This is a genomic window from Microbispora catharanthi (assembly GCF_006334915.2).
Lineage (GTDB): Bacteria > Actinomycetota > Actinomycetes > Streptosporangiales > Streptosporangiaceae > Microbispora > Microbispora catharanthi.
Genome location: NZ_VDMA02000009.1, coordinates 102,245 through 116,458 on the forward strand (window position 1 = coordinate 102,245; position 14,214 = coordinate 116,458).

13 protein-coding genes are annotated in these 14,214 nt (G+C 72.5%); 7 read left to right on the forward strand and 6 right to left on the reverse strand.

Annotated elements, in window-relative coordinates:
* Positions 1 to 42 precede the first annotated feature (42 nt).
* Positions 43 to 906, reverse strand: a complete 864-nt coding sequence (locus tag FH610_RS18710) for a helix-turn-helix domain-containing protein (RefSeq protein WP_139575806.1) — start codon at positions 904 to 906, stop codon at positions 43 to 45.
* Between the two features lie 364 nt (positions 907 to 1,270).
* On the opposite strand from FH610_RS18710, the gene FH610_RS18715 reads away from it, so the two are divergent.
* Positions 1,271 to 1,549: a hypothetical protein gene (locus tag FH610_RS18715; protein WP_139575807.1), complete on the forward strand. Its 279-nt coding sequence runs from the start codon at positions 1,271 to 1,273 to the stop codon at positions 1,547 to 1,549.
* Positions 1,546 to 2,139: a hypothetical protein gene (locus FH610_RS18720; RefSeq protein ID WP_139575808.1), complete on the forward strand. Its 594-nt coding sequence runs from the start codon at positions 1,546 to 1,548 to the stop codon at positions 2,137 to 2,139. The genes FH610_RS18715 and FH610_RS18720 overlap by 4 nt, the downstream gene beginning before the upstream one ends.
* A 25-nt stretch (positions 2,140 to 2,164) precedes the next feature.
* On the opposite strand, the gene mscL is transcribed toward FH610_RS18720, so the two are convergent.
* Positions 2,165 to 2,593: a large conductance mechanosensitive channel protein MscL gene (mscL, locus tag FH610_RS18725; RefSeq protein ID WP_139575809.1), complete on the reverse strand. Its 429-nt coding sequence runs from the start codon at positions 2,591 to 2,593 to the stop codon at positions 2,165 to 2,167.
* Positions 2,594 to 2,754: 161 nt separating this feature from the next.
* Between mscL and FH610_RS18730 the strand changes: the two genes are divergently transcribed.
* Entirely contained in the window at positions 2,755 to 3,345 is a 591-nt protein-coding gene (locus tag FH610_RS18730; RefSeq protein ID WP_139575810.1) for a class I SAM-dependent methyltransferase, read from the forward strand.
* Between the two features lie 144 nt (positions 3,346 to 3,489).
* Here the strand turns inward: FH610_RS18730 and FH610_RS18735 are convergent, their stop codons facing one another.
* Together FH610_RS18735 and FH610_RS18740 are read right to left on the reverse strand one after the other, a co-directional pair.
* A complete protein-coding gene (locus FH610_RS18735) occupies positions 3,490 to 4,962 on the reverse strand; it encodes a serine/threonine-protein kinase (protein ID WP_139575811.1) in 1,473 nt (490 codons plus the stop codon).
* Positions 4,949 to 5,953 carry a LacI family DNA-binding transcriptional regulator gene (locus FH610_RS18740; RefSeq protein ID WP_030510556.1) on the reverse strand — a complete coding sequence of 335 codons (1,005 nt, stop codon included), beginning with the start codon at positions 5,951 to 5,953 and terminating at the stop codon, positions 4,949 to 4,951. Before FH610_RS18740 ends, FH610_RS18735 begins: the two co-directional genes overlap by 14 nt.
* 436 nt (positions 5,954 to 6,389) lie before the next feature.
* Between FH610_RS18740 and FH610_RS18745 the strand changes: the two genes are divergently transcribed.
* Complete coding sequence (locus tag FH610_RS18745) at positions 6,390 to 7,046, forward strand: DUF305 domain-containing protein (RefSeq protein ID WP_161628030.1); 657 nt, start codon at positions 6,390 to 6,392, stop codon at positions 7,044 to 7,046.
* 32 nt (positions 7,047 to 7,078) lie between these two features.
* On the opposite strand, the gene FH610_RS18750 is transcribed toward FH610_RS18745, so the two are convergent.
* Complete coding sequence (locus tag FH610_RS18750; protein ID WP_139575813.1) at positions 7,079 to 7,690, reverse strand: hypothetical protein; 612 nt, start codon at positions 7,688 to 7,690, stop codon at positions 7,079 to 7,081.
* A gap of 156 nt (positions 7,691 to 7,846) precedes the next feature.
* Here FH610_RS18750 and FH610_RS18755 point away from each other — a divergent pair, with 156 nt between their 5' ends.
* The 3 genes from FH610_RS18755 (at position 7,847) to FH610_RS18775 (ending at position 13,294) form a co-directional block, all read left to right on the forward strand.
* On the forward strand, positions 7,847 to 8,530 hold the full coding sequence (locus tag FH610_RS18755) for a response regulator transcription factor (protein WP_139575814.1): 684 nt from the start codon (positions 7,847 to 7,849) through the stop codon (positions 8,528 to 8,530).
* A 52-nt stretch (positions 8,531 to 8,582) separates the two neighbouring features.
* A complete protein-coding gene (locus FH610_RS18760; protein ID WP_139575815.1) occupies positions 8,583 to 9,908 on the forward strand; it encodes a sensor histidine kinase in 1,326 nt (441 codons plus the stop codon).
* 83 nt (positions 9,909 to 9,991) lie between these two features.
* Positions 9,992 to 13,294 (forward strand): ATP-binding protein, encoded by a 3,303-nt coding sequence (locus FH610_RS18775; protein WP_205825877.1) that lies wholly within the window; start codon positions 9,992 to 9,994, stop codon positions 13,292 to 13,294.
* Here FH610_RS18775 and FH610_RS18780 read toward each other — a convergent pair whose 3' ends face one another.
* Positions 13,295 to 14,152: an SDR family oxidoreductase gene (locus FH610_RS18780; protein WP_139575817.1), complete on the reverse strand. Its 858-nt coding sequence runs from the start codon at positions 14,150 to 14,152 to the stop codon at positions 13,295 to 13,297.
* Between the last annotated feature and the right edge of the window lie 62 nt (positions 14,153 to 14,214).

Below are 14,214 nucleotides of genomic sequence, written 5' to 3' on the forward strand. Positions count from 1 at the left end.
GAGTGTCCGCAGAGACGTAGGCGCTCCTGAGTGGTCAATATTTCAGGTGGTGCTGAAGTCCGTTTTCGCACCGGCAATGTGCTTGAGGGACTCGTTGGGGGAGAGCGCCACCGCGCGCAGGCGGTCGACCGCTTCCCGATAAATGGCTAACTCGTTCGGCCTCTCCAGGTACTCGACCCGGTCCAGCGACTCCCGGTAGACGACGTCCGACAGGCTCTGGTCCTTGAACTTGAACATCACGAACGGGTCGTCCGCGCACATGTACGGCCCGGCGGTGAACGGGATCACCTGCACCGTCACATGCGGCGCCTGTCCCAGGAGGAGCAGGCGCTCCAGTTGCGCCTCCATGATCGCGGGATCTCCCGTCACCCGGCGCAGTGCCGCCTCGTCGATGAAGGTCCAGTAGCGAGGTGGATCGGTGCCCAGCAGGAGTTTTTGACGATTCATGCGGGCTTCGACCCGTCGTTCCAGCACTTCCTGCTCGATGCCCGGGAGCAGGCCGCGGATCAGGGCGCGGGCATACTCCTCGGTCTGGAACAGGGCGGGCAGGTAGGTGATCTGCAACTCGGTGATCGAGGACGCGGCCGCCTCCAGATCCATGAAGGTGTAGATCGCGTCGTAGCCGAGGTCGCCGTACTCCTGGCGCAGGCCGGGAAGGCGGGATTCCCTCGCCCAATTCATCAATTGCCGGACCAGGTTCTCGTCCGTCACCCCGTAAATGCGGCACAGGTCGCGCACATCTCGCTGGCTGACGCCCCGTTGCGCCGTCTCCATCCGGCTGATCTTGGCTGGGCTGCACAGCAGCTCCTCGGCCGCCTGCTCCACCGTGAGATCGGCGGCGTGCCGCAGTTCTCTCAACCGGTTGGCCAGCTGGCGCCGGCGAAGTGTCACGTTCGTCCCGGCCATGTGCGGTCACCTTCTGGGCCCGTGAAGCTTCTGGATCCGCACGTTATCACGCGGCTGGCATGTGCCGCCGGGGAATGCCATTGGCAATTGCCAAAACACGATTGCCAGCGGCAAAGAAGGGGTACGAACACGGCATAAGCCTCAACGTGGTGGCTGCACCAGGCAGTTCCCGAAGGATGCGGCATCGCGTCCCGACGGCACCCGGAGGGCTTCAGATCGCGGCCCTCTCGTTCAAAACGTCGCTGGGCCGATGGTGGCACATCGACCCAGCGGAGGAACCACCCGACCCGCTGCTCGGCGAAGGAATGATCCCATGGGATACAACCACCAGAACACCCGTAATCGTCCACCAATCGCATTACGGATGCGCATCGTCGCTCTCCTGTGGAAGCTCAGCGGCGAGGCGTTCGCCGAGATCGACGCGTTCGCGTGGGTGCAGCGCTGGGAGGTCCGGCGCACCTGGCACACGCACGCCTACCGTGACACGCGGTTCGACGCTCTCGCCGCCTGCACGATCTGCTCCGCGAAGGGGCGGTGCCCGACGGGGCTGCCGTGCCGCCGATGCCGGGGCACCGGGCGGGTCAACCTGCTCGAACCGCCGGCCTCCCGCAGGCCCGAGCGACCCTCGGGTGGCCGGGCATGAGGCACCCGGTCAGGCGGAACCCGCACCTGGTCCTGCGCTTCATCGAGCGGGAGACCTCTCCCGTCGCGCGGCCGGGACCGCTGCTGGTGCTGTGGAGGTGGCGTTACGAGGCGGTGCTGGTGGTGGGCGGCCCGGCGGTCGTGGTCATCGCCGTGCGGACGGCGGGCCCGGCCGTCACGATCGTCACCGGTTCTCTGGTCTGCCTGCTCGTTCTGCTGTGGCCGCAGGCCCGCCGGGAGGTGGCGGCCCGCTTCTGGTGCGTGGTGACGCCCCACCGCGTACGGAAGGCCTGCGCCGAGGCGTTGATCGTCAACCGGCGGGGCAAGCTGCCCGTGATCCTCCGTACGAGGCCCGAGCCGTTCGGCGAGCGCCTGTGGGTGTGGTGCAGGGCGGGGACCAGCCCGAGCGACCTCGAACGGGCCCGGGACATGATCGCCGCCGCGTGCTGGCTGGCCCACGGGGTGCGGATCACCAGGGACCCGCACCGGACGTCGCTCGTCATCGTGGACGTGCTGCGGCGCGCCGGCCGCCCCGTTTCCCAGGAGCCGCCGGAAGCCGGGGAGCGGACGCTGACCCGGTTCCGGCCCTGACGAGGAGGACGGGCCCGCGGAGAGGTCAGGCAGGGGGCTTCTCGGCGGCGGGGACGGTGGACAGTTCGACCGTGCAGAAGGCGCAGCGGCGGGCGTCGAGGGGGATGTCCGACAGGCACTCGGGGCACTTCTTCTCTGTGGCCTCCTTCTTGGTGTCGAAGAGGCTCAGGAAGCGGGTCATCGGCAGGACGACCAGCCAGTAGACCACTGCGGCGACGATCAGAAACGTCAGCAGGTGGTTGACGAAGTCGCCGTACTTGAACACGGCGCCGTTGACGGTGAACTTGTAGCTGGAGAAGTCGGGTTGCTTCCCGCCGGTGACGGCCGCGATCAGGGGGGTGATCAGGTCCTGCACGAGGGCCTGGATGAGCCCGCTGAACGTCGCGCCCACGACCACGGCGACGGCGAGCTCCACCAGGTTGCCCCGTATGAGGAACTTCTTGAATCCGCTCATGGGGCAATGACCTATCCGGTTTTGTCTTTGCTATGCAAGAGCGTGACCCGGACGGCGGACTCGAGAAGATCAGAACAAGGAAGGGGAAGAAGTTGCCGGAGCGATCGAAAAGCCTCGCCGACGATCCGTACGGCGGGCGGCGTCCCACCAGTCATGAACGGATGACGGGACTGCCGTGGGACGCGTCGTACCACGACGGTCCCGCGCCTTGGGACATCGGACGGCCGCAGCCGGCGATAGAGCGTCTGGCATCCGAAGGCGGATTCGCCGGAGCGGTTCTCGACGCGGGCTGCGGGACCGGCGAGAACGCTCTTCACCTCGCCTCGCTGGGGCTGCCGGTTCTGGGCGTCGACGTGGCCGAGACGGCGTTGACGATCGCCCGGGAGAAGGCCGGCGACCGTCGGGTCCAGGTGGAGTTCGCCGTGGCTGACGCCCTCCGTCTGGATCGGCTGGGGCGCAGGTTCGAGACGGTGCTGGACTGCGGGCTGTTCCACACCTTCGACGGCGACGAGCGATCCGGATACGTGACGAGTCTCGCGTCGGTGACAGAACACGGCGGAACGCTGTACGTGTTGTGCTTCAGCGACGACGGTCCCGACACCGGGCCGCACCCCGTCAGCCGGGAGGAGCTGAGAGCGGCGTTCGATCCCGCCGACGGGTGGAATGTCGCCACCATCGAACCGGACCGGGTTCGGACGAGATACCACGACGACGGTGCACCGGCCTGGCTCGCGACGATCAGACGGATCTGACCGTCGAGCGGAGGCGGGACGTCGTCGGCCGACCACACGCCAGTAGAAGATAATTTCGGTCGCGAGCTGAACGCTTAACGGACGCGCTCGGACTTTCGGTCCTGACCGAACTCAACAGAGGGTTGTTCTGGGAGCGCTCCCATATCAGGTGTCGCTGGCCTCGGTGAGGGCGGCTTCGACCCGGTCGAGCGCGGCCAGCAGTTCCTCCTTCAGCGTGGACGGCAGCCGTCCCTCCTGATACCGGACCTCGATTTTGGTGCGTATGGCCGACAGCCCCTCGCCGTTGGCGACGGCGTTGCGCAGCACCTGTTTGAGGTCGAGCGCGACGTCGTCGTCGATGTCGTGAGTGGCCTCGGCGCCGTCCACGAGCAGGTTGAACTGCCGGACCGCGGTGTCGACCCGCAGCGGCGCGGCCGTGGTGGCCAGCGGCAACGGCGCCACGCCGGACTTACGGGTGGCCGAGGTCTTCGGCCGCCTGACGGTGTCCCCGGCGTGCCGGTCCTTCTTGACGGCCTTGACACTGATCGAGGGGGAGGGGTGACGCGGGGCCGGCGCGGCCGTGCGTAAGGGGTCCGCAACCGGCGCGACCGTATGCCGGGGTACGGCGACGGCTTCGACCTGCGGCGGCGGCGAGGCGGTGGCCTGCGCGTGCACGGGTGAAGGGCTGGGCAGCAGGGCGACGGCTCCGACCTCCGGGCCGTGCGTCTGGGTGAACCAGAGGATGCCGCCCAGGGCCGCGGCCCCGACGGCGGCGGCGCCCCAGCCGGCCCCGCGTGGTCCTGGCGGCTTCCTCACCGTGGTCAGGGCGGCGGCGACCGCCCGCGCGCTCGGCCGGTCCACGGGGTCGGGGCACAGGCAGCGCCGGCACAGGTCGGCGACCTCCTGCGGCAGGCCCGGCACCCCTTCGGGCGCCGGCGGCGGTCCCTCCCGCCGCGCCGTCTCGATCGCCTCCCAGGTCTTCTCCGGGTAGGGCAGGGCGCCCGTGAGCATCTCGAACAGCAGCACGCCGAGCGCGTAGACGTCCACGGCCGGGTCGGCCGTCGTCCCCTTCAGCCGCTCCGGCGCGACGTACGGCGGAGTGCCGAAGTCGGCGACGAGCTGGTCGTCGGCCTCGCCGATGAACGCGGCGATGCCGAAGTCGAGCAGCTTGGGCCCGTCGTCGGCGAGCAGCACGTTCTCCGGGGTGACGTCCCGGTGGACGATGCCCCGGTCATGGGCCGCCGCCAGCACCTTCGCCAGCCCGGCGGCGATCTCCACCGCCTCGGCCCAGGGCAGCGGGCCCTCGATGATCCGGTCGGCCAGCGACCGGCCCTCCAACAGGCGCATGACCACGAAGGACGCCAGCCTGCCGCCGTTCGTGACCGTCTCGCCGTAGTCGTAGACCTCGATCGCGTCCGGGTGGATCAGCCGGGCGGTGGCCCTGGCCTCCCGGCGCATGAGTTCCCGTCCGGGGTTGTCGTCGTCGAGCGAGCCGTCCAGCACCTTGATCGCGACCATGCGCTGAAGTGACTGGTCGAAGGCGCGCCAGATGACCGACATCCCGCCCGTCGCTATCCGCTCCTGGAGCAGATAACGACGGGTCAGGACGTCGCCTTCTCGAAGCTCAGGCCGATTCACGAACCACCAGTTCCGTGGGCAGCACCGGATTGCCCTTGGGATTGTCCCCGTCCCCGAGTGTCATGAGAAGCAGTCGTGCGGCGAGCGTGGCCATTTCCTCGACGGGCTGCCTGACCGTGGTCAGCGTCGGCGAGGTGTGCCTGGCCACGGGCGCGTCGTCGTATCCGATGACGGCCACGTCGTCCGGCACCTTCCGCCCGGCGCGGCGCAGCGTCTGCATCGCCCCGGCCGCCATCACGTCCGACGCCGCGAACACGGCGTCGAGGTGCGGCGCCCGTTGCAGCAGCCACTGCATGGCGTGCGCGCCCGACGCGTGGGTGAAGTCGCCGTACGCCACGGGCATGTCGAGCACACCGGCGTCGCGGAGCGTCTGCCGGAAGCCCTCCAGCCGATCGCGGGCGGCCGGCAGGGTCGGCGGCCCGGCGATGGTGGCGATGTGCTTGCGGTTGTTGAGCAGCAGGTGCTCGGCCGCCTGCCGTCCGCCGTCACGGTTGTCCATGTCGACGAACGGGAGGTCGATGCCGTCTGGCGGCCGCCCGGCACAGCGCACCGGGACGCCCGAGGCCGCCAGCGTGACCGCGAGGGGGTGCCGCGCGCGTGCCCCGATCAGAAGGACGCCGTCGACGGCGCCCGCGACCAGCGGCGGCGCGGCGATGGAGGCGGTCGCAGGGGTCGCGGTCATCACGACCATGGGGACCCCGTGCGTCGTCAGCACCTCCTCGCAGGCGGACAGGAGCCTGGCGTAGAACGGCTCGGTGAAAAGGCGTGGACTGTGCTCGCAGACGACCGCGGCGATGATCTGCTCGGCCCGCCTGCCCGCGGATCCCCTGGGGGCGCGGCGCCGTACATAGCCCAGACGCGACATCGCGTCGTGGACTTGTCGGCGGGTCGACGTGGTCACGCGTACCGAGCCGGTCAAGACCCGGGAAGCTGTTGCCGGGGAGACGCCGGCTGCGGCGGCTACCTCTGCGAGGGTGGGAAGATCGGCCATCCGGTCTCCTCGGCCCGAAGGTTCACACGGCTTGGGAGCGCTCCCAAGCGAAAGTATCACTGTTTCGCTCGTGTCAACAGAGGTTTCCTCGGTGTGAAACCTTTCGTAGAGTTTCGCTCCGCTTTGGCACAGTTGGAGGCTAGAGCACAGGGGTGATCCAGGGAAGCGAATGGGAATTTTGACACGTGATGCCCAGCTTGTCCGATAATCACCGTAAATATGCCGAAACGCCATGCGGGGGCGGCCGGAGTCGCCGCCCGGCGGTAGGGTCCTGCGGCAAGGGATCACGGATGGATCCGAACGCGCCCGGCCCCGGCGGCCGTCGCGTCCGTCCGTCAGTCAGAACCGGAAAGGCCCTCCAGTGACGACCACTATCCGCCGGCTTCCCGCTGTGACGGCTCGTGTGACGGCCGCGTTACCGGGAGCGTTAACGGGCGTGCTCGCGACCGCCCTGCTCGCCGGATGCGGCACGCCGGACCCGGCGGGCGGGGCCGCCTCGCCCGCTCCGGTAGCCGCCTCACCCGCCACCACCGTCGAGACGCCCCTCACTTCGGAGGCCACGCCGAGCCCCGAGGCCACGCAGACCCCCGGGTCCGCGCTCAGCGCCACGCCGGACGAGACGGGCGCGGCGAAGCCGTCCGCCGGGACCAACGCCGCCGACGTGGTGTTCGCCCGGCAGATGGTCCCGCACCACCTCCAGGCCCTGGAGCTGGCCAGGCTCGCGCAGACCCGGGCGGGCGACCCGTGGGTCGGCGAGTTCGCGGCGAAGGTCGCCACGGCCCGCGACACCGACATCCGCACGTTCAAGGACTGGCTCGACATGTGGGGTGCGGAGCCGCTGCCGCGCGACCATGCGATGCCGGGCATGCAGAAACGGGCCGAGATCGAGGCGCTCGCCAAGCTGAACGGCTCGTCCTTCGACCGGAAGTACGTGACGCTGATGATCGAGCATGACAACGGCGCGATCAAGCTCGCCCGGGCCGAGCAGGCCGGCGGCGCCTTCGAGGGAGCCAAGGCGCTGGCCGTCGCCACCGTCACCTCGCTGGGCGCCGAGGTCAAGGAGCTCAAGAAGTACCGCGCCCTCCTGGACTGAGTTCTCCTGACGGACGGCCGGGCCGGGGCCCCTCAGTTCTCGTAGGTGTCGAGCCTGGGGGGCAGGGCGTTCCACGTGCAGAACGCCGACGACTCATGGGTGTCCCGGAGGAACGCGACCCGCAGCCACTGGTCGGCCTCCCAGACCTTGACCTCGTAGCCGTCGTTCGGGGTCGCCGTCACCACGCGGCAGTCCGCGGAGGTCACCGCGATCGTCGCCCGGCCGCCCTTCAGCGTGAACGTGTGCAGGCTCTCCCCGTCGCCGGCCTTGCGCTGCCGGGCGGTGGGCGAGGGCTCCGCCGATCTCGCCGGCCGCGTGGCGCGGGCCGGGCGCGGTGCCGGGGAGGTCCGCGCGGTCCGCACCGGAGTGGCGGTGGGCCGGGAGGGGGACCGATGGCCGGGCGGCTCCGCGGAAGGGTCCTCGGACGTGCCGCCGGAGGCTCCGCCGTCCGGGGTGCCCTGCGGGGTGGGGGCGGGGACGCCCGGCGAGGCGGACAGGGGCGCGGCGACGGCCACGACGGGAGCGAGGGGCGCCTCGTCCAGGATCGCGCTGCGCAGCACGTCGCGCACCCCGAGCCAGGACACGCCGACGGCGAGCGCGGTGGCCCCGCACCAGGCGATCAAGTAACCGGCGGCCCTTCTCATGTGGCCGCTCACTCTATCCCGCGACCCGAATTGCCGCTCGGTCCTTTTCGGTCAACCTCTACGGATTTGTGCATGCCTTAAATAGCCGCAAATCCCCGTGTTTCGGATCGCTCTTCTCGGGACGCCGTACCAACCGGGAGTGTACGTTTCTGCCCCATGGCGACCGTTCTGGTGGTTGAGGACGACGAGTTCGTCCGGTCCGCGATCATTCGCGACCTGACCGGGCGCAGCCACGCGGTCCGCAGCGCGGGCCGGGCGCTCGACGCCCTGCGGGAGATCGCCCACGTCGCCCCCGACGTGGTCGTCCTCGATCTGGGGCTGCCCGACCTCGACGGCGCGGAGGCGCTGAAGATGCTCCGGGCGATCTCCGACGTACCGGTCATCGTGGCCACCGCGCGGGACGACGAGGCCGAGATCGTCCGCCTGCTGCGCGACGGCGCGGACGACTACCTGGTCAAGCCGTTCTCCGGCGACCACCTCAACGCCCGCCTGGAGGCCGTGCTGCGCCGGGCCAGGCCCGGCGCGCCGTCGCCGGTCGCCAGGGTCGGCGGCCTGGTCGTCGACGCCGATCGCAGGGAGGCCCGCCTGGACGGCGCGCCGCTCGACCTCACCCGCCGAGAGTTCGACCTGCTGGCCTACCTCGCCGCCCGTCCCGACCGCGTGATCTCGCGCAGGGAACTGCTGGCCGAGGTGTGGCGGCAGTCGTACGGGGACGACCAGACGATCGACGTCCACCTGTCCTGGCTGCGGCGCAAGCTCGGCGAGAGCGCGTCCCGCCCCCGATATCTGCACACCGTGCGGGGTGTCGGCGTACGCCTCAGCCCCCCTGCCGAGGGCTGAGCCCCGAAGCGGGAACCGCGACAACGGCACGAGGTCCGGAGCGGGAGCGGCGGTGAGACGGAGCCTGGCCCTGGTGGCGGTGGCCGTGACGGCGATGGTCGCGCTGGCCTTCCTCATCCCGCTGGCCGTCGCGGTAAAGGAGATCGCCGAGAGCCGCGCGCTCGCGGACGCCGAACGCCAGGCCGCCACGATCGTGCCCGCCCTCGTGGTGACCGACGACGCCGCCGCGCTGGAGCGCGCGCTGGCCAGCACCCCGGCGGGGACCTCCCGCCTGGCCGTCCACCTCCCCGGCGGACGCACGGTGGGCCGCTCCCGGGTCACGGCCGCCGACGTCGCGAGCGCGGCGGAAAGCGCCAGGACCGTGCCCGTCAGCAAGGGATACGTGCTGCTCAGACCGGTCGCTTTGGGCGGCGGACGGCGGGCCGTCATCGAGGCGTACGCGCCCGAGGCGGACGCGAGGAAGGGCGTGTCCACCTCCTGGGCCGTGCTGACCGGCGTCGCGGTCACCCTGGTGGTGGGGTCGGTGGTGGTGGCCGACCGGCTCGGGGCCCGGGTGGTCCGGGCGGCCCGCAGGCTCGGGCAGGCGGCGGCGGCCCTCGGGGCGGGCGACCTGACGGTGCGCATCGTCCCGGACGGCCCGCCCGAGCTGGTGGCCGCCGGGCGCGCGTTCAACGCGATGGCCGACCAGGTGGCGGGACTGCTCGCGGCCGAGCGCGAGCTCGCCGCCGACCTGTCGCACCGGCTGCGCACCCCGCTGACCGCGCTGCGGCTCAACCTCGGCGGCACCGGCCCCGAGGCCGAGCAGCGCAGGCTCGCCATCGACCGGCTCGAGCAGGCCGTGGACGAGATCATCGAAGCGGCCCGGCGGCCGTCCCGGGCCGTGCCGGCGGGCTGCGACGCCGCGCTCGTGCTGCGGGAACGGCTCGCCTTCTGGTCGGCGCTGGCCGAGGACCAGGCGCGGCCCTGGCAGCTCGTCGGCGCCGACGAGCCCAGCCCGGTGCCGGTCGCCGCGGCCGACCTCGGCGCGGTGGTCGACGCGCTGCTCGGCAACGTCTTCCGCCACACGCCGCAGGGCACGGCCTTCCGCGTCACCCTGCATCGGGGGAGCGGCATGGTGGGCATCCTCGTCGCGGACGCGGGCCCGGGCATCCCCGATCCGGAGAAGGCGCTGCGGCGGGGCAACAGCGGGGCCGGCTCCACCGGGCTCGGCCTCGACATCGCCCGGCGCCTGGCCGAGTCGACGGGCGGCGGGGTGCGCGTCGAGCCCTCGGCGCTCGGAGGGACCGGCGTCAACCTGTGGCTGCACACCGACGGCCGGGCGGTCGGCCCGCGTCGCCGTCTGCTGCGGCGCACCCGCGTCCGCGGCTCGCGCCACTGACCCTCGCTGACACTTTGCTGCTGATCGTCCGAAAACTCCTACTGCGGCGGGATACATTCGGGGGACCGCAACCGGAGGGGATCGTGTTGGAGTTCCGCGTGCTCGGCCCGGTCGTCGTGCTCGACGACGGGGGGACGCCGCTCGACATCGGGCCGTCTCAGCAGCGGGCGGTGCTGGCCCTGTGCGTGCTGGCGGCGCCGCGTCCGGTGAGCACGGCCAGGATCGTGGACGCGCTGTGGGAGCGGGAGCCGCCGCCGGGGGCGGTCAACACCGTGCAGGCGTACGTGTCGAAGCTGCGGCGCGTGCTCGAACCCGGCCGGGTGCGCAGGGCGAAGCCGTCGGTGCTGCTGAGCAGGCCGGGCGGGTACGCGATCGAGCTGCCACCCGAGAGCTTCGACCTCGGTCGTGCCGCGGCGGCCGTCGCGGCGGGCAGGCGGCTGCTGGAGGCGGGCGACCACGCGGGAGCCGCCGGGCAGCTCCGCCTGGCTCTGAAGGAGTGGCGGGGCGAGCCGCTGGCGGGGTTCGAGGACGAGCCCTGGGCGCGCGACGAGATCGCCCATCTGGCGGAGCTCAGGCTCTCGGTCGTCGAGGACGTGGCCCAGGCCGAGCTCGCGCTCGGGCTCGGGCCGGCGCGGGTGCCCGAGCTGACGAGGCTCGTGGCGGCGCATCCCCTGCGCGAGCGGCTGCGCAGGCTCGGCGCGCACGCCCTCTACCAGGCCGGCCGTCAGGCGGACGCGCTCGCCCTGCTCACCGAGGGCCGCCGGCTGCTCGTCGGCGAACTCGGCCTGGACCCCGATCCGCGCTCCCGCGAGCTGGAGCGGCGGATCCTGGAGCAGGACCCCGCGCTGACGCCACCGCCCCCGCCACCGCCCCCGCCCGCGACTGCCCACGACCCCGCCCCCACCGCGACCCCCGCCCCCACCGCGACCCCTGTGCCCGAGGCGGACACCGACGGTCCCGGACGGCGGGAGGGCGCGCTCATCGGGCGGGCCGCCGAATCGCGCGTCCTGCGCCGCGCCGTCACCGCGGACGGCCCGCTGATCGTGCTCGTGGCGGGCGAGCCGGGCATCGGCAAGACCAGCCTGGCGGAGGACGCCGCGGCGCACGCGCCTGTGGCGGTCTTCGGCCGCTGCTGGGACGGCACGGGCGCGCCGCCGTTCTGGCCCTGGGCCCAGGCCGTACGCCGGCTCACCGGACGGCACGGCGAACTGGCCGAGATGCTCGGCGCGACCGGGGAGTTCGCGCTGTACGAGGCGTTCGCCCGGCTCGTCGCGGAGCACGCCGCGGCGCACGGCAGGGTGCTCGTCGTCCTCGACGACCTCCAGTGGGCCGACGCCTCGTCCCTGCGCCTGCTGGAGTTCCTCGCCACCACGCGGGCGTGCCAGGAGCTGACCGTGATCGCGACCTACCGCGACACGGAGGTGAGCGGGCCGCTGGCCCGCACGCTCGCCACGCTCGTACGGCTCCCGCACGTCGAGCGGGTCACGCTGGGCGGCCTCGGCGAGGACGCCATCGCCGAGTATCTGCGGCGGGCGGGCGCGGACGCGACGCGGGCGGCCGAGGTGGCGAGGCGGACCGGCGGCAACCCCTTCTTCCTGGGCGAACTCGTCCACCTGGACGGCGGCGAGGTGCCGGGCGCGGTCGCGGACGTGCTGCGCGGCAGGATGGCGGCGATGCCGCCGGGCGCCCCCGGCGTCCTGTCGGCGGCGGCCCTGCTGGGCCGCGACGCCCCGCTGGACGTGCTGCTCGACGTCGTGCACGACGTGATGGACGTGCCGCGCGACGAGGTGCTCGACGTGCTCGACGCGGCCGTCCGGGCGCGCCTGCTCACCGAGCACGACCTCGTCTACCGGTTCGCCCACGACATCGTCCGCGACGTGCTGCGCGACGGCCTCGCCCCGCTGCGCAGGCGCCGCCTGCACGCCGGCATCGCGGCCGTGCTCGAACGGCGCGGCACGCACCTGGCCGAGCTGGCGCACCACTACCGCGAGGGCCTGGTCATCTCCGGCATGGCGGCCAAGGCGATCGAGTACGCCCGGCAGGCGGCCGCTCACGCCATGGCCCAGTTCGCCTACGAGGACGCCGTCGAGCACCTGCGGCACGCCGTCGCCCTCACCGGCCAGCTGCCGGTGGCCGCCTCGAGTGAGAGCCTTGTGCTGCGGTGCGACCTGCTGCTCGGCCTCGCGGAGGCGCAGTCGGCGGCCGGGATGAGCACGCAGGTCCACGCCTCGCTGGAGGAGGCGGCCGAGATCGCCGACGCTCTCGGGGACGACGACCGGCTGGCCCGCGCCGCGCTCGGGTTCTCCGACCCGCTGTCGTGGGCGATGTACGAGGAATGGGCGGCGGGCGGCGCGCTGACCGGGCGGATCGAGCGGGCGCTGCGAAGCCAGGGGGAGGGCTCGCCCTGGCGGTCCCAGCTCCTGGCGGCCTTCGCCGTCACGGGCTGTTTCACCCGGCCGGTCGAGGAGAGCTGCGCGCTCGCGGCCGAAGCCGTACGGGAGGCCCGCCTGCGCGGGGACGACGGCTCGCTGCTGCGGGCGCTGAGCGCGTACGAGATCCTCTCGCGCGGGGTCGCCGGGCACGCCGAGAGGCAGGCGGCCATCGACGAGATGACCGAGGTGGCCCGCCGGACCGGCGACCTGGTGGCCGAATGGCTGGCTCTGGAGGCCGAGCACGTCGAGCTGGTCAAACAGGGCGAGCTGGAGCGGGCGGACCGGCTGCTGACCTGGCTGTCGGACACCGCGCGCAGGATCAGGCAGCCCGCCCTGCTCAGCCTCGCCGCCTGGCTGTCGGCGATCCACGCCTATCTCCGCGGCGACCCCGGCCGCGCCCTGGCGGAGGCGGAGGAGTCGGTCCGGCTCCATCCGGAGGGCGCGCTCGGCCGCGACCACGCCGAGAGCCGGGCCCGTGTGTTCCGCTGCCTGGCGGCGCGGATGCGGGGTGACGCGACGGCGGCGCTGGCGCTGGCGGAGGAGGCGCTGGCGCGGCGGCCCGGCCAGCCCGGATGGCGGGTGCTGCGCTGCGCGGCCCTGCTCGACCTCGGCAGGAGGGACGAGGCCGCGGAGGTCCTCGCGGAGCTGGCCCACGGCGGTTTCGCCGGCATGCGGGGCGACATCGCCTACCGGTTCATCCCCGACCTGCTGAGTGAGGTGTGCCTGGCCCTGGGCGACAGGGCCGCGGCGGCGGCGCTGCACGACCTGCTCCTGCCGCATCAGGGCCGCCTGCTCGGCTGGTCGGTGACCGACCTGTGCCTGGCCCGCCTGGCGCTCGCGCGGGACGACCGCGATGCGGCGGGCCCCCGCCTGCGCGCCGCGCTCGCTCTCGTCCGCCGCTCCGGGGTCGCCCTCTACGAGAAGCCGATCCTGGCCCTGCTCAACAGCGTGTGATCACCCGTTCTTCAGGGCTTCGGCGAGGGTGTCGCGCAGCGGCGTGGTCGGCCGGCCGATGAGGCGGGACAGGTCGCCGGGGGTGCCGCCGAGCCAGCCGTCGGCGATGTCGGCGTCGACCTGGGCGAACAGGGCCGCGACCGGTTCGGGCAGGCCGTTCGCCTCCAGCGCCCTGGCGTACTCCGCGACGGGCAGGTCCCGATACTCGACCGGCGCGCCGGACACTTCGGAGACCACGGCGGCCAGCTCGGGCATGCTCCAGGCGACGTCGCCCGTCAGCTCGTACACCGCGTCGCGGTGTCCTTCACCAGCCAGGACGGCGGCCGCGGCGGCGGCGAAGTCGGCGCGCGCCGCCGAGGCGACGCGGCCGTCGCGGGCGCTGCCCGGGATGACGCCGCTCTGCGCGCCCTGCCGGGCCGCCGCGATGTAGTTCTCGTGATACCAGCCGTTGCGCAGGAAGGCGAAGGGCAGCCCGCTCGCGCGGATGTACTCCTCGGTCGCCTTGTGGTCGGGCGCGAGGCCCAGCGGGGTGGTGTCGGCGCGCGGGATGCTCGTGTAGGCGAGCAGCTCGACGCCGGCCGCCCGGGCGGCGTCCACCACGGCCTTGTGCTGGTCGACCCGCCGGCCGGGCTCGCTGCCGGAGACGAGCAGGACCCTGGTGGCGCCCTCGAGCGCCGGTCCCAGCGTGGCGGGACGGTCGTAGTCCGCCTCGCGCACCTGGATGCCCCGCTCGGCCAGGTCGGCCGCCTTCTCCGGGCTGCGCACCGCCGCGACGATCCGCGAGGCGGGCACGCGCCCGGCGAGTTCCTCGACGACCAGCCTGCCGAGGTGTCCGGTGGCTCCGGTCACGACAATCATGGTTTCTCCTCCACAGTGCTTTCCTTTGGTTAGTGCTTTCTATCAGAAAGTACTTCGAGAGC

Bases quoted from the DNA above. Each gene is read 5' to 3' on its own strand.
- FH610_RS18755 (WP_139575814.1), top strand. From the start codon at position 7,847: ATGGCGACCGTTCTGGTGGTTGAGGACGACGAGTTCGTCCGGTCCGCG.
- FH610_RS18730 (WP_139575810.1), top strand. From the start codon at position 2,755: ATGACGGGACTGCCGTGGGACGCGTCGTACCACGACGGTCCCGCGCCT.
- FH610_RS18710 (WP_139575806.1), bottom strand. From the start codon at position 906: ATGGCCGGGACGAACGTGACACTTCGCCGGCGCCAGCTGGCCAACCGG.
- FH610_RS18780 (WP_139575817.1), bottom strand. From the start codon at position 14,152: ATGATTGTCGTGACCGGAGCCACCGGACACCTCGGCAGGCTGGTCGTC.
- FH610_RS18740 (WP_030510556.1), bottom strand. From the start codon at position 5,953: ATGGCCGATCTTCCCACCCTCGCAGAGGTAGCCGCCGCAGCCGGCGTC.
- FH610_RS18715 (WP_139575807.1), top strand. From the start codon at position 1,271: ATGCGCATCGTCGCTCTCCTGTGGAAGCTCAGCGGCGAGGCGTTCGCC.
- FH610_RS18750 (WP_139575813.1), bottom strand. From the start codon at position 7,690: ATGAGAAGGGCCGCCGGTTACTTGATCGCCTGGTGCGGGGCCACCGCG.
- FH610_RS18720 (WP_139575808.1), top strand. From the start codon at position 1,546: ATGAGGCACCCGGTCAGGCGGAACCCGCACCTGGTCCTGCGCTTCATC.
- mscL (WP_139575809.1), bottom strand. From the start codon at position 2,593: ATGAGCGGATTCAAGAAGTTCCTCATACGGGGCAACCTGGTGGAGCTC.